This window comes from Streptomyces sp. NBC_00386, assembly GCF_036063235.1.
Taxonomy (GTDB): Bacteria; Actinomycetota; Actinomycetes; order Streptomycetales; family Streptomycetaceae; genus Streptomyces.
The window spans coordinates 3581188-3604814 of sequence record NZ_CP107950.1 but is presented as its reverse complement, the minus strand read 5'-3'; the positions used below and the strand labels follow the sequence as shown (position 1 = coordinate 3604814).

Genomic DNA, 23627 nt, shown 5'->3' with positions numbered 1-23627 from the left:
TCCTCCGGGGGTCGGCCCCTTGCTTTGTGTTCAGATGCCCCGTACCCACGCCACGGTGAACGGTGTCTCGGGTGTGCCCGGTCCCATCGGTCCGCCCTTGTCGAACTGGGAGCGGACGACGAGTGTGCGGCCGTCGTGGCGCACCAGCGTGGTCGGGATCTGGAGCGCGGGATCGGTGAGGCTGCGCTCCAGACGGGCCGCGGTGCCGTCCGCCGACAGGCGCCAGCGGGTGATCGTGTCGGTCCTGTTGAGGGCGGCCCACAAGGTGGTGCCGACCAGTTCCAGTCCATCGCCGTTCACCAGGTCACCTCCGTGCAGGGCGACTTGGCGGATCCTGCCGGTGATGAGGTCCACCCGGTAGAGGGCGCCCCCGGTCATGTCGACGGTGAACAAGCAGCGGTCCCCGGCGGCGATGCCGTTCAGGGTGAACGTGCCGGCCGGGTGCGGGGCCAGGATGCCGCCGAAGTCGTAGGCGGGTGTGAGCGTGGCACGACCGCCGTGGGCCGCGGCCCGGGCGAGCTCGGCCGGTGTCACCCGGTAGACGACCTCGCGCACGCTGTCCGTCAGGTAGGCGCTGCCGTCCGCGGCGATCGCCAGGTCGTTGACGAAACGCGGCGCGTCACCGGGGACGTCGAAGCGGGCCAGCAGGGCGCGGGTGCGTACCTCGTAGACGGCGACCCCGGCCGTCGAGTCGGTCACCCAGAGACGGCCGGACCCGTCGACCTTCAGCCCGTTCGCGGTGTTCCGGCCGTCCGCGCCCGGGGGCAGGAAGGTCTCGGCCGCACGGCGTCCGGGCGCCGCGCGGTAGACGGCGCCGGTGCTGTACGAGCCCACGTACAGGGCTCCGGTGCGCGGGTCGGCGGCGATGCCCTCCGGGTAGGCGTGGTCGTCGGGAAGTTCGAAGGCGGTGGAGATACGGCGGTTGGAGCTACGGGGGGTGGAGACCGGGGCCGTGGAGAGGCCGGGTGCGGCGCTCGCGGGCGGGGCGCCCGCGGCGGTCGCCGCGATGGCGGCGGCGGTGGCGGTGGCGGTCAGGAAGGTGCGGCGCTGGATCGAACGGGACACGGCGGAACCTCTCGGTCTGCATCTCGGACGTCGACGAGCTGAGCGATGAGTACGAACGTATGTTAGAGCTCTAATGGTCGTCAATGTCTTTACTGATGGGTGGGGGCTCATCGTCGTATCGCCCGTACGATCCGCGGCTACCATGCGGAGATGACGTCCATGCCCGTGTCCGAGCGCCTCGGCTCCCACCTCAAGCGGGCCGAGCAGGCCCTCGGTGCGACCAAGGCCGCGGTGCTCAAACCGGCGGGCGTGACCGTCGCCCAGTACGCGGCGCTGCTCCACCTCAGTGAGAACCCCGGCATCTCGGCCGCCGCGCTGGCCCGCCTCTGCCTGGTCACACCGCCGACCATGAACACGGTCCTGAACAACCTCCAGGACCGCGGCCTCATCGAGCGCACCCCGCACACCTGGCACAAGAACGTCCTGGAGACCCGGCTCACCGACGAGGGCAGGACGGCGCTCGCCGACGCCGACGCCCGCGCCGTACGGGTCGAGCGCGCCCTGGCCGCCGAGTTCACCGCCGAGGAGCGCGACACCATCGCCGCCCTGCTCGGCCGGTGCGTCGCGGTCCTGGAGAAGGAACGCCCCCGCCCCTGAGGGGGCGCTCCCGGCGAAACTCCCTGGTCCGGGCCGACCCCGGGATCAGGCGCGCGCCATGCCCGTCTTCACGCCGGCACCGCACAGCGGCACCACGGCCTCCCGTCGGCCGAGGGCGCCCTCACGGACCGCCGCCCAGCAGGCCACGCCCGTCGACTCCACGTACAGCCCGCGTCCGGCGAGATCCGACTGCGCGTGGCGGATCTGGTCCTCCGTCACGGTCAGGAAGGCGCCCCCGGAGGCGCGTACCGCGCTCAGGACCTGGCGGGCCCTCAGCGGGTGCGGGATCGCGATGCCCTCGGCGAACGTGGGGGCCGGCGGAGTGACACCGACGAGATCGTCGGCCCCCTCGGACCACGCCCGGGCCAGCGGGGCGACCGCGGCGGCCTGGACGGCGTACAGGGCGGGCCTCCTGTCGATCAGCCCGGCCGCGTGCAGTTCGGCCACCGCGAGGGCGGCGCCGAGGAGCAGCGTGCCGTTGCCGACCGGCAGCACGAGGACGTCCGGCAGACGTCCGCCGAGGTCCTCCCAGAGTTCGTGGACGTACGTCTTCGTGCCGTGCAGGAAGTACGGGTTGAAGACGTGCGAGGCGTAGAACACGCCGTCCTCGTCGGCCGCCTCGCGCGCCGCGCGTGCCGTCGCCTCGCGGTCGCCCTCGACCACCCGCAGCCGTGCCCCGTGCGCCTCGATCTGCTCCAGCTTCTTGGCGGAGGTGCCCTCGGGGACGTACACGGTGCACGGCAGCCCGGCCCGGGCGCAGTACGCGGCGAGGGCCGTGCCCGCGTTGCCGCTGCTGTCCGCGAGCACCTGGCGGGGCCCGAGCCGCAGCGCCAGTTCGGCCAGCAGCACGGCCCCGCGGTCCTTGAACGACAGCGTCGGCATCAGGAAGTCGAGCTTGGCGAGGACGCCTTCGCCCAGAGGGACCAGGGGGGTGCGGCCCTCGCCGAGGCTGACCGTGGGCGAGGCCAGCGGCAGGCACTCCGCGTACCGCCACATCGAGTTCACCCGGCCGGTGAGGGACGAGAGGGGAGCCGGCGTCGGCGTGAAGTCCAGGTCGAGCGGGCCGCGGCAGACCGGGCAGCACCAGGCGAGCGAGCCGGCGGGTACACGCGTGCCGTCCGTCGGGCAGAAGCAGTCCGGCAGTGCAGTCATGGGTGCAGGTTAGACGCGAGGCCGGGGAAGGGACCATTCCGTGCGTTCCTGAGCGGTCGTGCCCCGGCGGCCGTCCGGGCAGCCCCCTCGGGGTCCCGTCCGTGCCGTGCTTACGATGCGCCCAGTCATTCGACAGTAGTACGCGCGTTCCGTAGCGGACGGATGAGGAGCAAGGGAAACCGTGGCCATACCCCCGCCGCCCGGCCCGCAGCAGCCCGAGGGGCCGTACCCGCCGCCGGGGACGCCCCCTTATCCGCAGGCTCCGCAGCCCCAAGGACCCTTCCCGCAGGGGCCGTACCAGCAGGGGCCGTACCAGCAGTCCCCGTACGCGGGTCCGTACCAGACCTGGGGGCAGGGCTACTCCCCGTACAACCGGCCCGTTCCCTTCAACGGGCTCGCGATCGCGGCGCTGGTCCTCGGCGTCCTCTGCTTCCTGCCCGCCGTCGGGCTGGTGCTCGGGATCGCGGCGCTCGTCCAGATCAAGAGGCGCGGTGAGCGCGGCAAGGGCATGGCGGTGGCCGGCATGGTGCTGTCGTCGGTCGGTGTCGTGCTGCTCGCGCTCATGGTCACGACCGGGGGAGCGCGCGACTTCTGGGAGGGCTTCAAGGACGGGGCGGGCGCGGGAGACTCCGCGTTCTCGCTGGAGGTGGGCGAGTGCTTCGACACGCCGAGCGGCTCGCTGAAGGGTCTGGCGGTCGACGTCGACAAGGTGCCGTGTTCGGGCGGGCACGACGCCGAGGTGTTCGCCGACTTCGAGATGGCCGAAGCCGACTACCCCGGGGACGACGCGCTCGCCGACGAGGCCGACCGGCGGTGCTACCTGCTCCGGAACACGTACGCGATGGACTCCTGGGCCGTCCCGGAGAACGTCGGCGTGTACTCCTTCACGCCCACGTCGCAGAGCTGGCTCCGCGGCGACCGCGAGGTGAGCTGCCTGTTCGGGGACGCCGACGAGACGGATGGTCTGACGGGCTCCCTGCGCAAGGACCAGCTCACGCTGGACCCCGACCAGTACTCCTATCTGAGCTCGGCGGCGGCCATCGACAACGCGCTGGCCGCGATGCCCGACGCCGAGTACATCGACGACGACCTGCCCGGCTACAAGGAGTGGGCGGACCACGTCTCGGAGGCCCTGGCGTGGGAGGCGGACGGGCTGCCCGCCCACCGGTTCGCGCCGGGCGCGGCCAAGCCGGTCGCCGCCCTGGCCAAGGACCTGGAGCGCTCGGCGAAGGAGTGGGCGAAGGCTGCGGACGCGCCGGACGCGGACACCTTCTCCGCGCACTACGAGAAGGCGCTGAAGCTCATCGACCCGAGGAAGGCGGTCACCACCCGCAAGGCTCTGGGGCTCGCCACCACCCCGCCGAAGTACGACGGCGGCGGGGGCACCGGTAGCGGTGGCGAAGACGGTGCCGGAATCGAGGTGTGACGGCAGCCACAGTGGGGAGAAAGTGCCTGCGTAATGCCCTCAAGGGGCTGCGTCATCACATCGAGTGATTCTCTGGCCTTTGCTTGCATGGCACAACCCACGGTTGCCACGCTGTTGCTGTCTGTACAACCTGATGGGAGCGGCTAAGTGACTTTCGGTGAGCAGCCGGCGTACCTGCGTGTCGCGGGTGATCTCCGCAAGAAGATCGTCGACGGCTCGCTGCCCCCGCACACCCGGCTTCCCTCGCAGGCCAGGATCCGCGAGGAGTACGGAGTCTCGGACACGGTCGCCCTGGAGGCGCGCAAGGTGCTCATGGCCGAGGGTCTGGTCGAGGGCCGCTCCGGTTCGGGCACCTACGTCCGCGAGCGGCCGGTGCCGCGCCGCGTCGCCCGCTCCGGGTACCGGCCGGACAACGGCGCCACCCCCTTCCGCCAGGAGCAGGCCGACTTCGCGGTGCGCGGCACCTGGGAGTCCCACAGCCGGCAGGTCGAGGCGAGCGGCGCGATCGCCGAGCGGCTGGCCATCCAGCCCGGCGACCGCGTGATGTGCACGAACTACGTCTACCGCGACGGCGGTGAGGCGATGATGCTCTCCACCTCCTGGGAGCCGCTCGCCGTGACCGGACGTACGCCGGTGATGCTCCCCGAGGAGGGCCCGCTCGGCGGCATGGGTGTCGTCGAGCGCATGGCGGCCATCGACGTGATCGTGGACAACGTCACCGAGGAGGTGGGCGCGCGCCCCGGCCTCGCCGAGGAACTCCTGGCGCTGGGCGGCGTGCCCGGCCATGTCGTCGTCGTCATCCAGCGCACCTTCTTCGCCTCGGGCCGGCCGGTGGAGACGGCGGACGTGGTGGTCCCGGCGGACCGCTACCGGATCGCCTACCACCTGCCGGTGAAGTGACAGCGCGTCACTTCGGCACGCCGTCCCGTCCGGTGTCGCGCACGGCGTTCCGCAGGGCCTGGTGGGCTCGCGGGTCGGCGCGGGTGCCCGCGCCTCAACGGGGCCGCCCGTGGACCCGGTTGGAATCTGGCCTTTCTCAAGTGACGGACCGGGGAACGGCTTCGCCCTGTTCGAGGACACGCGAGGTGTCGTGAGCGGCGCGTTCGGTGGCGTGCGCCCCCCGGGCCGCCGCTCCTTACTGGCCGGTTGCGTACCTCTTTGTGTAAACCCGTGTTCGCTGCGTGAAGGTAAGGCGTACGCTCGGGCATATGCGTATTGCGGTTTCGATGGAATGCGGGGTTCGACGGGGGCCCGGGGCGGGAAGTGGAGGGGCTCTATGAACGACAGCACGATCACGCTTCCCTGGCTCGTCATACGGCAGGACGACAACGGCAATCGCTATCGCGTGGGCAGGTACGCGACGCGCGCCGAGGCCCAGAAGATCGCGGACAGCCTCGACGGCCGTGGGCACAAGCAGCTCTACTGGGTCGAGCGGATCGGGCCGAACGGAACCCGGTGATCCACCGGGAGCCGGGCCCCTTCCCGCTCCCGTAGGCTCCGGCGCATGACGGAACGGATCGTGGTGGTCGCGGGCGCCCTGGTGCGCGGCGGGCGTCTGCTCGCCGCCCGCCGCAGTGCGCCCCCCGACCTCGCCGGGCGCTGGGAGCTGCCGGGCGGCAAGGTCGAGCCCGGCGAGACCCCCGAAGGCGCCCTCGTGCGCGAACTGCGCGAGGAACTCGGCGTCGACACCCTGGCGCTGGAGCGCGTCCCCGGCGAGTGGCCGCTGAAGCCGGGATACGTCCTGGTGGTGTGGGCCGCCCGGCTGCTGCCCGGCTCGGCCGAACCGGAGCCCCTTCAGGACCATGACGAGCTGCGCTGGCTGACCCCCGAGGAGATCTGGGACGTGGACTGGCTGGACCAGGACGTGCCGGCGGTCAAGAGCGCACTGCCGTGGCTCGATCCGGGCGTGTGACGACCCGAGTGCCCGCTTGTGCGCCGTTCGCGCCATAGTGTGCTCCCGGCGCGGTAAAGCTCCGCCGATACCGGGTATGTGCCCCTTAACCACCCGAAACCGGGCATGGGTGGGTTTCTGGTCTGGGAAGTGATCGGCTTGATCGACACTGACGGCTACTGCGCCGAGTGGACCTTTCCCGCGGAGGCCGGTGCCGTCCGCACCGCCCGCTCCGTCGTCCGGGGGCAGCTGCGCGACTGGGATCTCGAATCCCTCGGCGACATCACCGCACTCCTGGTCAGCGAACTGGTGACGAACTCGCTCCGGCACGCCACGGGCCCGATCGGCGTCCGGCTCGTACGCCCCGAGGACGTGCCGGGCGCTCTGCGCGTCGAGGTCTCCGACCCGCTGCCCGACCCGCCCCGCGAACGGGCCGCCGACACCTCCGACGAGAGCGGCCGCGGACTCCAGCTCCTGGCCGGCTCCTGCAGACGCTGGGGCACATGGCCCGCGGACACCGGCAAGACGGTCTGGTTCGAGCTGACCGTGCCGGACTGAGACACGGAGGCCGGGACGCCCGCGCGGCGTACGGCCGGATCATGCTCCCGACCGGTGTCGCGTTGTGTGGTTCGACGGGGTGCCACCTGGTTAGAAGACTGGGAGTATGTCGCGGCCGGTCCAAAAACCATCGGGACCGTGCTGTGATCGTGAACACCGTGTCGTGCGGTACCGTAGTGCTGGATACTGCGGGCAGCCGCCCCCGGTGACCGGTGCCGGACGCGGTGAGCTGGAGGGGACGGTTCGCGTGAGCGAGATACCAGCGAAGGCCACGGAGTCCGAGGACCCGTCGGACGGCGCGAGGGCTGATGCGGCGGGAGATTTCGCGCGCGCGGTTCCCGGCGAGGCCGCGGACGGCGCCACGGACGACGCGTCGGCCGGTCCGTCCGCGGACGAGACCGATGAGACCGGCGAGGTGCCGGGTGACGCGATCTGGCAGAGCAGTCCGCCCGGTTCGATCTACGACTACATCAAGGCCGCGTCTTTCTCCATCGGCGCGGACGGGCTCGTCGACCAGTGGAGTCTGCGGGCCGAGCAGCTCTTCGGCATCCCGGCGGAGCGGGCCGTCGGCATGGACCCCATCGAGGCGTTCGTCAGCGCCGACCGGCGGGAGTTCGGTCAGCGGAAGATGGCGGAGATCCTGGACGGCCGCGAGTGGACCGGGCTGGTGCCCTTCCGCACGCCCCCCTCCGGAGACGCCGGCGACGGCGCCGAGGACTCCGGCGGCAGGGAGGGCCTCGCCGAGGTCTACGTGATGCCGACGACCACCGAACACGGTGAGCGGGCCGCCGTATGCATCGTGGTGGACGTCCGTACCCTGCGGACGATCGAGACGGACCTCGCCGCCTCGCAGGCGATTTTCGGTCAATCTCCTTTCGGGTTCCTGCTGATCGACACGGACCTTCATGTCCGGCGCGCCAACCAGCGATTCGCCTCGATCTTCGGCGGCAGCGTCGACGACCACCGTGGCAAGGGCGTCCACGACTATCTTCCGCACGCGGAGGCGGAGCGGGTGACGGCGGTGCTGCGCCGGGTGCTGGAGACCGGCGACTCCATCACGGACATGCACGTCACCGGGCAGGTCCCGGGCTCCGACGAGCGCCGCCACTGGTCCATCAACCTCTACCGGGTGCACAGCGGCAGCGGCCGTCCCATCGGCATCGCCTGGCTCGGAACCGACATCACCTCCCGCCGCGCCGCCGCCCGTGAGGCGGCCGCCGCCCGACGCAACCTCGCCCTGCTGAACGAGGCGGGCGCCCGCATAGGCAACTCCCTCGACCTGGAGACCACCGCACGCGAACTCCTCGACGTCGTGGTCCCCGGCTTCTGCGACCTCGCGACGGTCGACCTGTACCAGGGACTGCTGGCCGGCGACGAGACCCCGCCCGGCCTCGCCGACGGCAGCGCCGAACTCCGCCGGGTGGCCTTCGCCAGCGCCGTCTCCGACGCCCCGTTCGTCGGCGGCCCGGCCCCCGTCGCGGTCGGCGCGGTCCACCACTTCCCGTTCAACTCGCCCTGCGCGGACGCCCTGCGCACCGCCCGGCCGCAGCACATCCCCGCCGAAGAGGGCGGCCTCATACAGTCCACGCTCGCGGTCCCGATGGTCGCCCACGACACGGTCGTCGGACTCGCCCAGTTCTCCCGTACGAAGGGCAGCGAGCCGTTCGGGGAACGCGACCGCGCCCTGGCCGTGGAACTGGCGGCCCGCGCGGCCGTCTGCATCGACAACGCGCGCCTGTACCGCCGCGAGCACGAACGCGCCCTCATCCTGCAGCGGTCCCTGCTGCCCCCGGGCGACCCCGAGGCCTCCGGTCTCGACATCGCGTGCCGCTATCTGCCGGGCAACGCGGCGACGGAGGTCGGCGGCGACTGGTTCGACGTCATCGAACTTCCGGGACACCGCACGGCCCTCGTGGTGGGCGACGTGATGGGCCGCGGACTGCGCGCCGCGGTGGCGATGGGTGAACTGCGCACCGCGGTACGCACCTTGGCCCTGCTCGACCTCGAACCCGCCGAGGTCCTCTCGGCGCTGGACGAGATCGCGCGCGGCCTCGGCACCCCCGGCGGGGTCCAGCAGGCCACCCGTACGGCCCGTCAGTCCCGCGACGCCGACCTCTCCGAGGTGTACCTCGCGACCTGCGTGTACGCCGTCTACGACTCCGTGACCCGCCGGTGCACCTTCGCCAACGCGGGCCATCTGCCGCCCGTGCTCGTCGAGCCCGGCGAGACCGCGCTGATGCTCGACGTGCCGCCCGGGATGCCGCTCGGGGTGGGCGGCGAGCCCTTCGAGGAGGTAGAGGTCGAACTACCCGAAGGCGCACTGTTGGCGCTCTACACGGATGGACTGGTCGAATCGCGCGACCATCCCCTCGACGAGGGCCTCCAGGCGTTCGTCGGCGCCCTCACCGACCCCTCCAGGCCGCTGGAGGACGTCTGCGACCACGTCCTCAACACCCTCGACACCCACCACGGCGAGGACGACATCGCCCTGCTGATGGCACGTGTCCAGGGGCTGCCCGCCGAGTCCGTCGGCGACTGGACCCTGCCGCGCGAGCCGCGCAGCGTGGGGCGGGCCCGCGAGTACACCCGCACCCAGCTCGTCGCCTGGGACCTGGAGCCGCTCGTCGACACGACGGAACTGCTGGTCAGTGAGCTGGTGACGAACGCTCTGCGCTACGGCGAGGGCGAGATCAGGCTGCGGCTGCTCCTCGACCGCACGCTCGTCTGCGAGGTCTGGGACGCCGGACTCGTCCAGCCGCGCCGCCGTCGCGCCCGCGACACCGACGAGGGCGGGCGGGGCCTGCAGCTCGTCGGCCTCCTCTCCGCCGGGTGGGGCTCCCGCCGGACCCCGCGCGGGAAGACCGTGTGGTTCGAACTCCCCCTGCCGGACGGCCAGACGACCCTCACAGACCCGGCGGAAGCGCTTCTGAGCCTGTTCTGAGGGCTGGAGGGCTGGGGCTGAGGGCTGAGGCTGGGGGCCCGGGAGCCGGCAGTCGGGAGCCAGGAGCCGGGAGGCCGTACGCGGGGGCGCCGCTCTCGGCTCAGGTGAAGAAGGCCCCCCGGCGGCCCCGTGTGCGCGGGCCGCCGTAGCTCATCGGGCCGCCCTCGCCGTCGCTCAGGAGGACCCCGCCGAGCACCGCGCCGCCCGCTCCGGCGCCCCCGCGGCCGCCCGAGGGATTGCCGTACGCCCGTACGTCCCGCTCGGCGAGCCGTCGTGCCTCCCGGGCCAGTTCGTCGGCCCGCAGTACCTCGGAGAGGGGAACGGAGCCCGGACCGAGCAGCCGCCGCGCCTCGGCCAGCCGGGTCCGCGCCTCGCCGCCCACCGCCCCGCGGTGCGTGCCGATGAAGCACGCGGCCCCGGCGAGCGCGCTGCGGGCGGGGACCAGCGCGCGGCCGCTCCCCTCGGGAACCTCACCGCTCACCATCCCGGCCAGGCTCGCGGCCGCCTCCGTCACCCGGCGCAGCGCGTCCAGCGGATCGTGGGGCCCGGCCGCCGTCTCGTGACGCACCGCGGAGAGCAGCGCCTCCGCGTGCCCCAGCCGTCCGACGAGCCCGGCGCGGGCGTCCGGCGGGAGACCCCGGGCGGCGTTCCAGTCGGACTGTGCCGCGGCGATGGCCGCGGGCAATCCGGCCGCGGCCGAGTCCAGTTCCCGGGCCAGCCGGTCCACACCGTCCGTCAGGTCGAAGGCCTGCGCCAACGCCCCTTCCGCCGCCCGCAGATGGGCGGCCGCCTTCGCGCCGTCGCCCCGGTCCGCGTACTGCCGTGCCTGGTTGAGGTGAGAGGTGGTGAACAGCAGCCGGTCCTTGGCCTGTTCGGCGTCGCCCGCGACGGGCAGCGAGGCGGCGGGAGCGTACCGCTCGTGGAGGTCGGCGATCGTCCTCTCGGCGGTACGGATGCGCGCGGCGACGTCCCGGAAGCGGGTCTCCGCGGCCTCCAGGGCGGCCACCGCGTTCCGCTCCAGCGCCCGGATCTGGTCGAACCCCGGCGCCGCCGCGTCCAGTCGCTGCCCGGCGTCCTGACAGCGGGCGACGATCTCCTCCAGGACGTCCCTGCGGTCGTCCTGGCCCTCGGCCGGGTCCGCGCCGGCCGTGTCCGTCTCGTCGAGGCGCTGCCGGAGCCGGAAGGCCGCGGCGAGTGCGGCTTCCGCGTGCCTGAGCTCGTACACGTACGGTTCCACCGCGTCGCCCGCCGCCCGGTCCGTGGCGAGGGCGAGCTCCTCGGCGGAGACGCGTACGCAGTCGTCGGTATCGACGAGCAACCGCCGTGCCTGCCGGTCGAGTTCGGGCAGGGGAGTGAGCTCGGGGTCGCCGCCGGGCGTCGTGCGGGTCGTCGCCCGCCGTCTGCGGCGCCCGTACGTGTAGGCCGCCAGCGCGCCCGCGGCGCCGACCGCGACCAGGGGCGGCACGAGATCGCCGGTCGTCGTCCCGTCCTGCGCGGTCGCGGCCCGGGGAGCGGCGACACCCGCGTCCCGCGCCGGGGCCGTCGGGGCCGCCGGGGCCTCCGCGCCCGCCCGCGCCAGCGGCAGCACCAGCCAGCACGTCGCGATCAGTCCCCCGAGCACGGCATGCGCCACCCGCACGGCCATGGGCGACGGGACCCGGCGCGACCGGCTTCGGCTCAGGGGCGACGTCACATTTGGGAGCGTATGGCCGTTCGAGCGCCTCCGCGACCGGTATACGAGGAGTTGGGGGCAGTTGGGGTACAGGAGGTATCGGGATGGACGGGAGGGGCGCGGGGGTCGTTCTCCCGGGCGCCCTCGCCGCCCGGGGCCGCACGCAATCAGTTCGCCGTGGGACGCCACAGCATGTGATGACGGCCCGGATCCCGCGTGCGATGATCACGCCGCGTGTCCCTGTACGGTACGCGGGGGAGTGGGGGTTCGATGCACTGGTATTTCGTCGGGTTCGCCGCACTGATCGTCATCGCACAGGCCGGATTCGGGATCGCCGCCATCACGAGGCACTGGATCCCGCCGTGGGCGCGTCGCAGAGTCGTGCGCCCGAAGCTGTGGGGCTGGGGCGCGCTGACGGGGGCCGTGGGATGGTCCCTGTTCATGTTCCTCGGACCTTTCCACGGACCCGACGCCGAGTTCACGCCGTACGCCCTGGGCGGGATGGGCTTGTTCGTCGCGAGCCAGGTGGTCCAGATGATGGGGCAGCACCCGGGCCGACGCCCCGTGGCTCCGCCGGACACCGAAGGGCGGTGACGGCAGGACGCGAGCGGACCGGGGACGGCGCGCCGCCCCCGCCCCGCCCGGCCCCGTCTACGTCCGCCGTCGGCCGATCTTCGATCCCAGCCACACCAGCGGGTCGTACTTGCGGTCGACCGCCCGTTCCTTCAAGGGGATCAGCGCGTTGTCCGTGATCTTGATGCCCTCCGGGCAGACCTCGGTGCAGCACTTGGTGATGTTGCAGTAGCCGAGACCGTGCTCGTCCTGGGCCGTGCGCTTGCGGTCCAGGCCGGAGTCCGCGGCCGCGTCCAGCGGGTGCATGTCCAGCTCCGCCACCCGCATCAGGAAGCGCGGTCCGGCGAACGCGGGCTTGTTCTCCTCGTGGTCACGGACCACATGGCAGGTGTCCTGGCACAGGAAGCACTCGATGCACTTGCGGAACTCCTGCGACCGGTCGACGTCCTCCTGCATCATCCGGTACTCGCCGGGGCCGACACCGGCGGGCGGAACGAAGGCGGGGACCTCCCGCGCCTTGTCGTAGTTGAAGCCGACGTCGGTCACCAGATCCCGTACGACGGGGAAGGCACGCAGCGGGGTGACGGTGATCGTCTCCTCCCGGGTGAACACCGACATCCGCGTCATGCACATCAGCCGCGGCCGGCCGTTGATCTCCGCCGAGCACGAACCGCACTTGCCCGCCTTGCAGTTCCAGCGCACGGCGAGGTCGGGAGCCTGGGTCGCCTGGAGCCGGTGGATGATGTCCAGCACCACCTCGCCCTCGTTGACCTCGACCCCGAAGTCCTTCAGACCGCCGCCCTTCACATCTCCGCGCCACACCTTGAAGCGGGCCTCGTAGCTGCTCACTCGTAAAGCTCCTCTTCGGCGAGGTACTTGACCAGCTCCTCCTTCTCGAAGAGGGCGAGCAGGTCGGGGCGGACGGGCTGGGTGGTCTCGTTCACCAGGTCGATCTGCCCGGCCACCGGGTCGGTGGCGGCCAGCCCGCCGGTGGGGTCCGTGAGCCGGCACAGCAGGTTGATCCGGCGCCAGGAACGCTCCATCGCCGGATGGTCCTCGCGGGTGTGGCCGCCACGCGACTCCGCGCGCTCCAGCGCCGCCCGGGCGACACACTCGCTGACCAGGAGCATGTTCCGCAGGTCGAGGGAGAGATGCCAGCCCGGGTTGAACTGACGGTGGCCCTCCACCCCGGCCCGGCGCGCCCGTACCCGCAGCTCGCCGAGCTTCTCCAGGGCCTGCTCCATCTCGGCCTCGCGGCGGATGATCCCGACCAGGTCGTTCATGGTCTGCTGGAGTTCCTGGTGCAGGGTGTACGGGTTCTCCGGCGGTTGCGAGGCGACGGCGGGCGCGCCGCCGGCCGACGCGGCGGGGACGGACCCGGGTCCCTCGGCGGAGAAGGGCCGCAGCGCCTCCGCGGCGGCTTCGTCGATCTGGGTGTCGTCCAGCGGCGGCCGGGCGCCGTCCCCGGTGAGACCGGCCGCGTACTCCGCCGCGTGCCACCCGGCCCGCCGCCCGAACACCAGCAGGTCGGAGAGCGAGTTGCCGCCGAGCCGGTTGGAGCCGTGCATACCGCCCGCGACCTCGCCGGCCGCGAACAGCCCGGGCACCCCGCGCGCCGCCGCCGTGTCCGAGTCGACCGCGATGCCGCCCATGACGTAGTGGCAGGTGGGCCCGACCTCCATCGCCTCGGCGGTGATGTCGACGTCGGCCAGCTCCTTGAACTGGTGGTACATCGAGGGCAGACGGCGCTTGATCACCTCGGCGGGCATCCGGGTCGACACATCGAGGAAGACGCCGCCGTGCGGTGATCCGCGGCCCGCCTTCACCTCGGAGTTGATGGCCCGCGCCACCTCGTCGCGCGGCAGCAGCTCCGGAGGACGCCGGTTGTGGTCCGGGTCCTCGTACCAGCGGTCGCCCTCCTCCTCCGACTGCGCGTACTTCTCCTTGAAGACGTCGGGGATGTAGTCGAACATGAACCGCTGGCCCTCGGAGTTGCGCAGCACCCCGCCGTCACCGCGCACCGACTCGGTGACGAGGATGCCCTTGACCGACGGCGGCCAGACCATGCCCGTGGGATGGAACTGCACGAACTCCATGTTCAGCAGCGGTGCCCCGGCGAGCAGCGCCAGCGCGTGCCCGTCGCCCGTGTACTCCCACGAGTTGGAGGTCACCTTGAAGGACTTGCCGATGCCGCCGGTGGCGATCACCACGGAGGGGGCCTCCAGGACGAAGAAGCGCCCCGACTCGCGCTCGTAGCAGAAGGTCCCGGAGACCCGCTGTCCGTCCTTCAATATCCGTGTGACGGTGCATTCCTGATAGATCTTCAGGCGTGACTCGTAGTCACCGGTCTCCCGCTTGTCCTCCTGCTGGAGGGACACGATCTTCTGCTGGAGCGTGCGGATCAGTTCGAGCCCGGTGCGGTCGCCCACGTGGGCGAGGCGCGGATACTCGTGGCCGCCGAAGTTGCGCTGCGAGATCCGCCCGTCCTTCGTCCGGTCGAAGAGCGCGCCCCAGGTCTCCAGTTCCCAGACCCGGTCCGGTGCTTCGCGGGCGTGCAGTTCGGCCATCCGCCACTGGTTGAGGAACTTGCCGCCTCGCATGGTGTCGCGGAAGTGCACCTGCCAGTTGTCGCCGGAGTTCACATTGCCCATGGCGGCAGCGATGCCGCCCTCGGCCATCACCGTGTGAGCCTTGCCGAACAGCGACTTGCAGATCACCGCCGTACGGGCACCGCGCTCGCGTGCCTCGATCGCGGCACGCAGTCCGGCGCCACCGGCACCGACCACGACGACGTCCCACTCCTGTCGGTCGACCACGGACATCAGGGGGCTCCACCCAATCTAGAAGAAGCGCGGATCGTCGAAGGCGCCGGACGCGACCAGGTACACGTAGAAGTCGGCGAGCGCCACACTCACCAACGACGCCCAGGCGAGCAGCATGTGACGGGCGTTCAGCTTCCCGACCCACTGCCACATCCGGTACCGCACGGGATGCTTGGAGAAGTGCTTGAGCTTCCCGCCGACGATGTGCCGGCAGGAGTGGCAGGAGAGGGTGTACGCCCAGATCAGCGTGATGTTCACCAGGAACACCAGCGTGCCGAGGCCCATGTGGCCCCAGGCGTAGTGCTCGTCACGGAAGGAGAGCACGGTGTCGTACGTGAGGATGGCGGCGACGACGAGGGCCGCGTAGAAGAAGTACCGGTGGATGTTCTGCAGGATCAGCGGGAAGCGGGTCTCACCGGTGTACTTCTTGTGCGGCTCGGCCACCGCGCAGGCCGGCGGGCTCGCCCAGAAGCCCCGGTAGTAGGCCTTGCGGTAGTAGTAGCAGGTCAGCCGGAAGCCGAGCGGGAAGACCAGGATGATGATCGCGGGGGAGATCGCCCACCAGCTCCCGAACAGGTCCGCGTTCGGCCCGGCGCGCATGGTCCCGCACCGCTCGGCCAGACACGGCGAGTAGAACGGCGAGACGTAGGGCGCCGCGTAGTAGTGCGCGTCCGAGAAGGCCCGCCAGGTCGAGTACACGATGAAGGCCAGCAACCCGGCCGCGGTGGCGGCGGGCGCCAGCCACCAGCGGTCGGTCCGCAGATGCGGGGCGGCGATCGCGGCGCGCGTACCGGTTCGTACTCCGCCGCTGTTCAGATGAGGTTCCGTACCAGTGGCCAACTTCGCACTCCGGTCGGGTTCGGGGGCGCGCCGGTGTCGAGGGCGCTAGTGGGAGGGACCGTGGTGCGCGCCGAGACCCTCGTCGTCGGAATCGGTCCACAAGGAGCTGTCGTACGGGGTGTCGGGGATGGGCACCAGGTCGGGCAGCCGGCCGGACACGGCTCCCGCCGGTCCCGGCACGGCCGGGAGCCCGGGGGAGCGGGCCGCGGCGGACTCGCGCAGCAGCGCGAGGCTCTCGCGCAGGTGGTCGGCGTCGGCGCGCACACGGCGCATCTCCAGACCGGTGCCCATCTGCTGTTCCAGGCGCCGCACCGACCGTTGAAGATCGTCGAGGCAGCGCTGGACTGACGTCAGATCGTCGTGCACGGACATGACTTGCCCTCACTTCCGTGGGCCCAGCGGCCTCCAGGCGGCAACGTTCATGCGCCTGCGAGTGTTGCGCGTCACAAGCACCTGTGTGAAGGCGTGTGCACGGATTGAAGGTCCTCGCGCTCCAGAACGAACCCCGTGCGCCGGGTTTTCGACGCGCGCGCCGGTCGGGTTCCCCGCGCGCTCGGGAGTGAGCCGGAGGGCCACGTGGCAGGCCGGACGGCGCGCGGGAGGGGGCGGCGGGGTCGCGTCCCCCCGTGTGCGCCGTGTCCGGGCGGGCGCCAGTGACGCGGTCCCGGGCGGGTTCCGGATTGGGCCGCACGAGTGGGTTCCGCGCGCCCGTCGCCGTGTCGCCGCTTCCCCTCTGCCGATCTGCTCTTCAGTTGGCCTGTAGATCAGATGAACTCCCTAATACCGCCGAACGGGATCAGAAGCAGACCTGCCCCCGCGGCGGAGCGTCCCCCGGAGGTTGCAGTGATGTCCCACGAAGGCGTCGGACTGCGCGCGGTGATGCGCTCGGCCGCATTCCTCACCGCGGGCGTGCTCGCGGTACCCGCCCTCGCCGCGTGCAGTGCGGACGACGAGGTGGACAGACCCGTGGCCGTGCAGGACATCGCGCCCGCGTCCCGTGACCTGATCGCCGACGGCGGCACCCTGCGCTGGGCCGTGGACGCCGTACCGGAGACGCTGAACGCTTTCCAGGCGGACGCCGACGCCGCGACCGCCCGTGTCGCCGGCGCCGTCCTGCCGTCGATGTACCGGCTCGACGCGAACGGGCGGCCGCAGATCAACTCCGACTACCTGGAGTCGGCGAAGGTCGTGGGCACGTCGCCCAAGCAGGTCGTGCTGTACAAGCTCAACCAGCAGGCCGTGTGGAGCGACGGACGCGAGATCGGCGCCGCCGACTTCGCCGCCCAGTGGCGCGCCCTGTCCGGCAAGGACTCCGCGTACTGGACGGCACGCAACGCCGGGTACGACCGGATCGAGAAGATCGAGCGGGGCAAGAACAACCTGGAGGTCCGCGTCACCTTCAGCCGGCGCTACGCCGACTGGAGGGCGCTGTTCTCGCCGCTGTACCCGAAGGACGTCATGGGTACCGCGGACTCCTTCAACGACGGCGCGCGGCGCAAGCTCAAGGTCACCGCGGGGCCCTTCGCCCTGAAGACGGTCGACCGCAAGGCCGGGGAGGTGCGCCTCGCGCGCAACGCGCGCTGGTGGGGCCGCCCCAGCAAGCTCGACGAGATCGATCTGGTGGCCGTCGCCCGTGACAAGCGGGCCGAGGCGCTCGCCGACGACAGGCTCGACCTGGCCGAGATCGACCCCGCCGAGGCCGAGCGCGTCACGCTCGCGGCCCGGCACAAGGACGGCGCGCCGTTGCAGGGGGCCTCCGCGACGAGCGAGAAGGACCCGTCCGCGGAGAAGAGCGAGAAGAGCGCCAAGCACGAGAAGGAAACGTCCAGGAAGAAGGGGGAGAAGAGCGAGTCCGAGTCCGAGTCCGAGGAGGAGGACGGCAAGAACGCGGCGGACGAGAGGAGCGACAAGGACGAGAGCGCCAAGCACGAGAAGAGCTCGAAGGACGACGAGGAGAGCGACAAGAGCGACAAGGACGAGAACGGCGAGAAGAGCGAGAAGAGCGAGAAGAGCGCCAAGCACGAGAAGTCCGACGGGAGCGAGCGCGACGACGAGAGTGAGAAGGGGGAGCCGGGTACGAAGGGAAGCGGGGCGAAGACGGCCTCGCGGTCGGCCCTGAGCGGCTTCGTGGTCCGCAAGTCCCTCGAACCCGCCTACACACAGCTCGCCCTCAACGGCTCCGAGGGCCCACTCGCCGACGAGCGCGTCCGCCGCGCCGTGGCCCGTGCCCTGGACCGCAAGGAACTCGCCCGGGTCGTCCTCCAGCCGCTCGGTCTGCCCGCCGAGCCGGTCGGCAGCCATCTCGCCCTCGCCGGACAGGCCGCGTACGCCGACAACAGCGGCGCCCTCGGCAACCAGGACGCCGCCGAGGCGCGGGCGCTGCTCGCGGACGCCGGGTGGGTGCCGGGCGGGCCGGTCACGGAGCAGAAGAAGACGGAGAAGGCGGCCGGGTCCAAGGGCAAGAAGGGCGACGGCGGCGAGAACGGCAGGCCGGGCGAGGGCGGAACGTACGTCCTCGGTGACGACGACAAGCCCTCAGGGGTGGGCCGGGAACCGGCCCAGGACCCCAAGGACCACGCGAGGAAGCAGGAGCAGCAGACCGGCGTGCGGCAGGGCGTCCACGCGGACGAGCAGGCCGCCCGGCACCTGGACGGGCGGCAGTACGCCGGGCGGGGCGGGCTTCCGGGGGCGTACGCGCCCAAGGGGACGGCCGCTCCGGCGGGCGCCGCGTCCAACGTCCTCGCCAAGGACGGCAAACCGCTCGCGCTGCGCTTCGTCGTTCCCTCCGGCGCGGGCTCGGAGTCCCTGCGCCTCGTGGCCGACCGGATCGCGCGGATGCTCCAGCGCGTCGGCGTCCGTACGGACATCACGAAGGTCTCCGACGACAGCTACTTCAAGGACCACATCGCCTCGGGAGACTACGACCTGGCGCTCTACTCGTGGCCCGCCTCCGCCTTCCCGGCCACCGACGCCCGCCCGATCTACGCCAAGCCCGTTCCGGCGGCGGACGGCTCGCTGAGCGTCGAGCAGAACTACACCCGCGTCGGCACCGACCAGGTCGATCAGCTCTTCGACCAGGCACTCTCCACCCTGAACGAGGACGAGGAACGTTCCCTGGTCCGCAAGGCGGACGCCCGTATCTGGGCCGCCGCCGGCTCCATCCCCCTCTATCAGCGCCCCCAGCTCGCCGCAGCCCGCGCCGGTCTGGCGAACACCGGAGCCTTCGGCTTCCAGACTCCGGTGTACGAGGACATGGGCTTCCTCAAGAAGGGCGCGAAAGGGTCGCAGCAGACCCCGACAGCGGGCCGTACCGGCAAGTAGGGTGTCCCCCCGTGTCCGGTGACCATCACCGGACACGGGGACACGGGGACACGGGGACACGGGGACACGGGGACACGGGGACACGGGGACACGGGGACACGGGGACACGGGGGACGAGAATGAACCGGCGCGCGCTCACGAACCCCGCGGCGGGACTCGCCGCGGGGATCCTGCTCCTTGGCACCGCCGCCTGCACCGGCGGCACCGAGGGGCGGGACGAGAAGGACCACAGGGCCGCCGCGTGCACGCACGGCACGTACGTCTGGTCCGGCGTCGTGCGCGAGCAGAAGCTGACCGGGCTCGCCGACCCGATCACGCTGAAGCGGAAGACGGACTCCGTCTCAGGAGTGATCAAGCCGCTGAAGGGCGTCAGCTACAAGCCCCACATGACGTCCACGGGCCCCGGGGCCCGTGCCGCGGAGGCCATCAAGGCCCTCGGCCGGCATCTCGGGACGGACCAACCGCTCGCGGGCCCGTCGGAGCCGGCCGAGCCGGAGGTGACCCCCAGCGAGTTCAGCTATGACCTCGGGGACCTCAAGGGCTCGTACTACGCGTGGAACTCCGTCGCCCTGGTCGAGGCCGACTTCACCTACACCTGCCGGGGCGGCGCCGCCGAGCCGGTCAGGGGGCATGTGGTGACCTGGGAGACGGTCGGCGGCGGGTTTCTCTCCTGTGCGGAGCGCATGATCGACGAAGGGCCCGCGAAGGCGGGGGCCGCAGAGCGTACGGCCGCCCGCACGCTCTGTCCTGCCGGTTCACCTGCGGCGAAGAGTGCCTGATCACAAGGCCGGGACCGGCCCCCGCGGGGTCGCGCCCCCGGGCCCGCGGAGGCCGTCTCCGTCCGGGCCCCGTACGATGGGGTAAGGCCGTGGCGTGTTCAGCCCGGCAGTGGCCCCGCGGATGCGGAGGCCGTCCACTCACTCCGGGAGAAGCGCCTCACTATGGCCACGCGCCACGACATCCGCAACGTCGCCATCGTCGCCCACGTCGACCACGGCAAGACCACCCTGGTCGACGCCATGCTCAAGCAGGCCGGTGCCTTCGCCGCGCACGCCGCAGAGTCGCTGGACGACCGCATGATGGACTCGAACGACCTGGAACGTGAGAAGGGCATCACGATCCTGGCGAAGAACACGGCGGTCAAGTACCACCCGAAGGATGGCGGCGACGTCATCACGATCAACATCATCGACACCCCCGGCCACGCCGACTTCGGTGGTGAGGTCGAGCGCGGCCTGTCGATGGTGGACGCGGTCGTCCTGCTGGTCGACGCCTCCGAGGGCCCGCTGCCGCAGACCCGCTTCGTGCTGCGCAAGGCGCTGCAGCAGCGTCTGCCGGTCATCCTGTGCATCAACAAGACCGACCGCCCGGACTCCCGGATCGACGAGGTCGTCAACGAGACCTACGACCTCTTCCTGGACCTGGACGCCGACGAGGAGCAGATCGAGTTCCCGATCGTCTACGCGTGTGCGCGTGACGGCGTGGCCTCGCTGACCAAGCCGGAGGACGGCACCGTCCCGGCCGACAGCGACAGCCTGGAGCCGTTCTTCACCACGATCCTGGAGTCCGTCCCGGCCCCGTCCTTCGACGAGTCCGCGCCGCTCCAGGCCCATGTGACCAACCTGGACGCCGACAACTTCCTCGGCCGCATCGCGCTGCTCCGCGTCGAGCAGGGTGAGCTGCGCAAGGGCCAGACCGTCACGTGGATCAAGCGCGACGGCACGATGTCCAACGTGCGTATCACCGAGCTGCTGATGACCGAGGCGCTCACCCGCAAGCCCGCCGAGGTGGCCGGCCCCGGTGACATCTGCGCCGTCGCCGGTATCCCGGACATCATGATCGGCGAGACCCTGGCCGACCCGGAGAACCCGATCGCGCTGCCGCTGATCACGGTCGACGAGCCGGCGATCTCCATGACCATCGGCACGAACACCTCGCCGCTGGTCGGCCGTGGTGGCACGGGCAAGGGCGCGGACGCCAAGGCCGCGGTCAAGGACAAGGACCGCAAGGTCACCGCCCGCCAGGTCAAGGACCGCCTCGACCGCGAGCTGGTCGGTAACGTCTCCCTCCGCGTGCTCGACACCGAGCGCCCGGACGCCTGGGAGGTCCAGGGCCGAGGTGAGCTCGCGCTCGCCATCCTGGTCGAGCAGATGCGCCGCGAGGGCTTCGAGCTGACCATCGGCAAGCCGCAGGTCGTCACCCAGGTCATCGACGGCAAGGTGCACGAGCCCGTCGAGCGCATGACGATCGACGTCCCCGAGGAGCACATGGGCGCGGTCACGCAGCTCATGGGTGTCCGCAAGGGCCGCATGGACAACATGTCGAACCACGGCTCCGGCTGGGTCCGCCTGGAGTTCGTCGTTCCCTCGCGCGGCCTCATCGGCTTCCGGACCGAGTTCCTGACCGGTACGCGCGGTACGGGCATCGCCCACTCCATCCACGAGGGCCACGAGCCGTGGTTCGGCACCCTGACGACCCGTAACAACGGTTCGCTGGTCGCCGACCGCGCGGGCGCCGTCACCGCGTTCGCGATGACGAACCTCCAGGAGCGCGGTGTGCTGTTCACCGACCCCGGCACCGAGGTGTACGAGGGCATGATCGTCGGCGAGAACTCGCGCGCCGACGACATGGACGTGAACATCACCAAGGAGAAGAAGCTCACCAACATGCGGTCCGCCGCCGCCGACTCGTTCGAGGCGATCGTCCCGCCGCGCAAGCTCTCCCTGGAGCAGTCGCTGGAGTTCTGCCGCGACGACGAGTGTGTCGAGGTGACCCCGGAGTCCGTTCGCATCCGCAAGCTCGTTCTCGACCAGAAGGAGCGCGGTCGCACCGCGAGCCGCGCCAAGCACGGCTGATCCACCCGCCGAGCACGGCTGATCCACCGGCCTCGACCGGCTGATCCACCGGCAACCTGAGCCCGGGTGTCCCCGCATGGGGGCACCCGGGCTTTTTGCCACCCGCTTTCCGCCCTCTCGTGTCCGAAATCCGGTACGTCCAGACCGATACGCATGTAACACGTCCGTTTCGGGGGCTTCTCCCGCAGATCATTTTGTCCAGATTTTGGAAGATGTACGCGGCAGCTGTGATGGAACCGAGACCAAAAGGCTGTGGTCGGTTATCTGACTCATGTCACATAGTTAGCCGCGTAACGCTCGGGTCAATGGGTCATGCGCTGTGGGGACAGCGCCGACTCACGAGCACAGTGGGGTGCTTGATCCTCCGTCAGGGGTGTCGGAGGTCAGCCAGTACCCCTCCTGTCCGTGCACCGGTTGAGTCATGAGGAGGTACCCATGTGCGGTGTCATCAGCGCCCTGTGGGTCACATCGTCCCCTGCGGTCCGCGACGACGGCGCGGAGTTCCGATCCCTGATCCGCGCCAGCGCGTACTGACGCGGGGGCCGGCTCCTGCGCCCGGCCCGACGGACCGTGACGTGGTTTCAACTACGCGCGTCCCGCTGGGACTTCCGGGCGACCGTCGGCGATCGACGTCTCTTCTGAACCGAACGGTGGCCGGGCACGCCAGGTGACGGCCGCCGACTCGGCACGGCCTGATCCGCTCCGGCGGACCGGCGTCGCCGGGTACGGCACACCCACACTTGCGGAATGGGCGAATTGTGACGAGTCCTATCGAGACTGAGGACGGCGCGGAACCGGTCGTCGTGCACGGCGGGCAGGCGGCGACCACGAAACCCGAGGGCGAGCAGCTCGTCGGCCGGTCTCCCGGCCAGTTGATGTGGACCCGGTTCAAACGGGACCGCTCGGGGGTCATCTCCGCCTACGTCGTGGGGTTCTTCTTCCTGATCGGGCTGATCGCCCCGCTGATCTCCAAGCTGTACGGCAAGAACCCGTACACGGTGTACGCGGACGAACGCCCCGAACTCTTCGACAGCGCCGGCGTGCCGCTCCAGCCCAACGGCGGTATCAGCGGCGAGTTCTGGTTCGGTCTGGAGCCGGGCAACGGCTACGACGTCTTCACCAAGCTGATCTTCGGCATCCGGACCTCGCTGATGATCTCCGTCGCGGTGACGGTCACGGTCGTGATCACCGGCATCCTGCTGGGAGTCACCGCGGGCTACGTCGGCGGGAAAGTCGACTACGCCATCAGCCGCGTCATCGACTTCCTGCTCGCCTTCCCCTCGCAGCTCTTCTTCATCGCGAGCATGCCGGTCGTGGTCTCGCTCTTCGTGAGTCCGCGTGACGAGACCCCCACCTATGTGCGCGTGGTCGCGCTGATCGTCGTCCAGTGGTTCCTCGGCTGGATGAGCCTCGCCCGCATCCTGAGGGGAACCTCGCTCTCCCTGCGCGAGCGGGAGTTCATCGAGGCGGCCAAGGTGAGCGGGGCGTCCCCCGGGCGGATCATCCGCAAGGAGGTGCTGCCCAACGTGGTGACACCGCTCCTGGTGCAGGCCACCTACCTGCTCCCCAACTTCGTGACGATCGAGGCGGGTCTGTCGTTCCTCGGCGTCGGAATCGTCGAACCGACGCCCGACTGGGGACAGATGTTCTCCAAGGCCTCGACGGAACTCGTCCTGCAGAACGACATCACCTACATGTTCTTCCCGGGCGTCTCGATGATCATTTTCGTCGTCGCGTTCAACCTGCTCGGGGATTCGGTCAGGGACGCCTTCGATCCCAAGACGGCTCGCTGACCAAAGAGTTGTGGGCGCCTTCGCCCCGAATCGAACGGCACTTCCACAGCACATCAATGTCAGATCACTGGTTCGAAGACCGCAACTCACCGGCACCGCAGGTGCACTTGTTCGCACCGGT

19 protein-coding genes are annotated in these 23627 nt (G+C 70.9%); 12 read left to right on the top strand and 7 right to left on the bottom strand.

Going from position 1 to position 23627, the window contains the following annotated elements; translation table 11 throughout:
- Window positions 1-30 precede the first annotated feature (30 nt).
- Entirely contained in the window at window positions 31-1065 is a 1035-nt protein-coding gene (locus OG780_RS15665; protein WP_328448653.1) for an SMP-30/gluconolactonase/LRE family protein, read from the bottom strand.
- Window positions 1066-1215: 150 nt separating this feature from the next.
- On the opposite strand from OG780_RS15665, the gene OG780_RS15660 reads away from it, so the two are divergent.
- Window positions 1216-1662, top strand: a complete 447-nt coding sequence (locus tag OG780_RS15660) for a MarR family winged helix-turn-helix transcriptional regulator (protein WP_328448651.1) — start codon at window positions 1216-1218, stop codon at window positions 1660-1662.
- A gap of 45 nt (window positions 1663-1707) precedes the next feature.
- Here the strand turns inward: OG780_RS15660 and OG780_RS15655 are convergent, their stop codons facing one another.
- The gene (locus tag OG780_RS15655) at window positions 1708-2814 is read right to left on the bottom strand and encodes a threonine synthase (RefSeq protein WP_328448649.1); all 1107 of its coding nucleotides are present in this window, start codon (window positions 2812-2814) and stop codon (window positions 1708-1710) included.
- Between the two features lie 181 nt (window positions 2815-2995).
- Between OG780_RS15655 and OG780_RS15650 the strand changes: the two genes are divergently transcribed.
- The 6 genes from OG780_RS15650 (at window position 2996) to OG780_RS15625 (ending at window position 9630) form a co-directional block, all read left to right on the top strand.
- Window positions 2996-4240 carry a DUF4190 domain-containing protein gene (locus tag OG780_RS15650; protein WP_328448647.1) on the top strand — a complete coding sequence of 415 codons (1245 nt, stop codon included), beginning with the start codon at window positions 2996-2998 and terminating at the stop codon, window positions 4238-4240.
- A 147-nt stretch (window positions 4241-4387) separates the two neighbouring features.
- Window positions 4388-5140, top strand: coding sequence for a GntR family transcriptional regulator (locus OG780_RS15645; protein WP_328448645.1), 753 nt, complete (start codon window positions 4388-4390; stop codon window positions 5138-5140).
- A 376-nt stretch (window positions 5141-5516) separates the two neighbouring features.
- Window positions 5517-5699 (top strand): SPOR domain-containing protein, encoded by a 183-nt coding sequence (locus OG780_RS15640; protein WP_326785718.1) that lies wholly within the window; start codon window positions 5517-5519, stop codon window positions 5697-5699.
- 45 nt (window positions 5700-5744) lie between these two features.
- Window positions 5745-6152, top strand: a complete 408-nt coding sequence (locus tag OG780_RS15635) for a (deoxy)nucleoside triphosphate pyrophosphohydrolase (protein WP_328448644.1) — start codon at window positions 5745-5747, stop codon at window positions 6150-6152.
- 105 nt (window positions 6153-6257) lie between these two features.
- Window positions 6258-6689, top strand: coding sequence for an ATP-binding protein (locus OG780_RS15630; protein WP_328448643.1), 432 nt, complete (start codon window positions 6258-6260; stop codon window positions 6687-6689).
- A gap of 247 nt (window positions 6690-6936) precedes the next feature.
- Window positions 6937-9630 carry a SpoIIE family protein phosphatase gene (locus tag OG780_RS15625; RefSeq protein WP_328448641.1) on the top strand — a complete coding sequence of 898 codons (2694 nt, stop codon included), beginning with the start codon at window positions 6937-6939 and terminating at the stop codon, window positions 9628-9630.
- Between the two features lie 100 nt (window positions 9631-9730).
- Here OG780_RS15625 and OG780_RS15620 read toward each other — a convergent pair whose 3' ends face one another.
- The gene (locus tag OG780_RS15620) at window positions 9731-11323 is read right to left on the bottom strand and encodes a hypothetical protein (protein ID WP_328448639.1); all 1593 of its coding nucleotides are present in this window, start codon (window positions 11321-11323) and stop codon (window positions 9731-9733) included.
- Window positions 11324-11572: 249 nt separating this feature from the next.
- Between OG780_RS15620 and OG780_RS15615 the strand changes: the two genes are divergently transcribed.
- Window positions 11573-11896: a hypothetical protein gene (locus OG780_RS15615; protein ID WP_328448637.1), complete on the top strand. Its 324-nt coding sequence runs from the start codon at window positions 11573-11575 to the stop codon at window positions 11894-11896.
- Between the two features lie 57 nt (window positions 11897-11953).
- Here the strand turns inward: OG780_RS15615 and OG780_RS15610 are convergent, their stop codons facing one another.
- The 4 genes from OG780_RS15610 to OG780_RS15595 are packed head-to-tail and all read right to left on the bottom strand — an operon-like array spanning window position 11954 to window position 15909.
- Window positions 11954-12724: a succinate dehydrogenase/fumarate reductase iron-sulfur subunit gene (locus tag OG780_RS15610; protein ID WP_328448635.1), complete on the bottom strand. Its 771-nt coding sequence runs from the start codon at window positions 12722-12724 to the stop codon at window positions 11954-11956.
- On the bottom strand, window positions 12721-14697 hold the full coding sequence (locus OG780_RS15605) for a fumarate reductase/succinate dehydrogenase flavoprotein subunit (RefSeq protein WP_328448633.1): 1977 nt from the start codon (window positions 14695-14697) through the stop codon (window positions 12721-12723). Before OG780_RS15605 ends, OG780_RS15610 begins: the two co-directional genes overlap by 4 nt.
- An 18-nt stretch (window positions 14698-14715) precedes the next feature.
- A complete protein-coding gene (locus OG780_RS15600) occupies window positions 14716-15537 on the bottom strand; it encodes a hypothetical protein (protein ID WP_328448631.1) in 822 nt (273 codons plus the stop codon).
- A 45-nt stretch (window positions 15538-15582) separates the two neighbouring features.
- Window positions 15583-15909 carry a hypothetical protein gene (locus tag OG780_RS15595; RefSeq protein ID WP_328448629.1) on the bottom strand — a complete coding sequence of 109 codons (327 nt, stop codon included), beginning with the start codon at window positions 15907-15909 and terminating at the stop codon, window positions 15583-15585.
- A 474-nt stretch (window positions 15910-16383) separates the two neighbouring features.
- On the opposite strand from OG780_RS15595, the gene OG780_RS15590 reads away from it, so the two are divergent.
- The 4 genes from OG780_RS15590 (at window position 16384) to OG780_RS15575 (ending at window position 23506) form a co-directional block, all read left to right on the top strand.
- Window positions 16384-18858, top strand: coding sequence for an ABC transporter family substrate-binding protein (locus OG780_RS15590; protein ID WP_328448627.1), 2475 nt, complete (start codon window positions 16384-16386; stop codon window positions 18856-18858).
- 119 nt (window positions 18859-18977) lie between these two features.
- Window positions 18978-19637 (top strand): hypothetical protein, encoded by a 660-nt coding sequence (locus tag OG780_RS15585; protein ID WP_328448625.1) that lies wholly within the window; start codon window positions 18978-18980, stop codon window positions 19635-19637.
- A 162-nt stretch (window positions 19638-19799) separates the two neighbouring features.
- Window positions 19800-21713 (top strand): translational GTPase TypA, encoded by a 1914-nt coding sequence (gene typA / locus OG780_RS15580; RefSeq protein ID WP_328448623.1) that lies wholly within the window; start codon window positions 19800-19802, stop codon window positions 21711-21713.
- A gap of 758 nt (window positions 21714-22471) precedes the next feature.
- The gene (locus tag OG780_RS15575; protein WP_328448620.1) at window positions 22472-23506 is read left to right on the top strand and encodes an ABC transporter permease; all 1035 of its coding nucleotides are present in this window, start codon (window positions 22472-22474) and stop codon (window positions 23504-23506) included.
- Window positions 23507-23627: the final 121 nt, after the last annotated feature.

Excerpts from the sequence above, each read along its gene's own strand:
- OG780_RS15660 (WP_328448651.1), top strand. The coding sequence starts at position 1,216 with ATGACGTCCATGCCCGTGTCCGAGCGCCTCGGCTCCCACCTCAAGCGG.
- OG780_RS15655 (WP_328448649.1), bottom strand. The coding sequence starts at position 2,814 with ATGACTGCACTGCCGGACTGCTTCTGCCCGACGGACGGCACGCGTGTA.
- OG780_RS15640 (WP_326785718.1), top strand. The coding sequence starts at position 5,517 with ATGAACGACAGCACGATCACGCTTCCCTGGCTCGTCATACGGCAGGAC.
- OG780_RS15635 (WP_328448644.1), top strand. The coding sequence starts at position 5,745 with ATGACGGAACGGATCGTGGTGGTCGCGGGCGCCCTGGTGCGCGGCGGG.
- OG780_RS15630 (WP_328448643.1), top strand. The coding sequence starts at position 6,258 with ATGGGTGGGTTTCTGGTCTGGGAAGTGATCGGCTTGATCGACACTGAC.
- OG780_RS15615 (WP_328448637.1), top strand. The coding sequence starts at position 11,573 with ATGCACTGGTATTTCGTCGGGTTCGCCGCACTGATCGTCATCGCACAG.
- OG780_RS15605 (WP_328448633.1), bottom strand. The coding sequence starts at position 14,697 with ATGTCCGTGGTCGACCGACAGGAGTGGGACGTCGTCGTGGTCGGTGCC.
- OG780_RS15595 (WP_328448629.1), bottom strand. The coding sequence starts at position 15,909 with ATGTCCGTGCACGACGATCTGACGTCAGTCCAGCGCTGCCTCGACGAT.
- OG780_RS15590 (WP_328448627.1), top strand. The coding sequence starts at position 16,384 with ATGTCCCACGAAGGCGTCGGACTGCGCGCGGTGATGCGCTCGGCCGCA.
- OG780_RS15585 (WP_328448625.1), top strand. The coding sequence starts at position 18,978 with ATGAACCGGCGCGCGCTCACGAACCCCGCGGCGGGACTCGCCGCGGGG.
- typA (WP_328448623.1), top strand. The coding sequence starts at position 19,800 with ATGGCCACGCGCCACGACATCCGCAACGTCGCCATCGTCGCCCACGTC.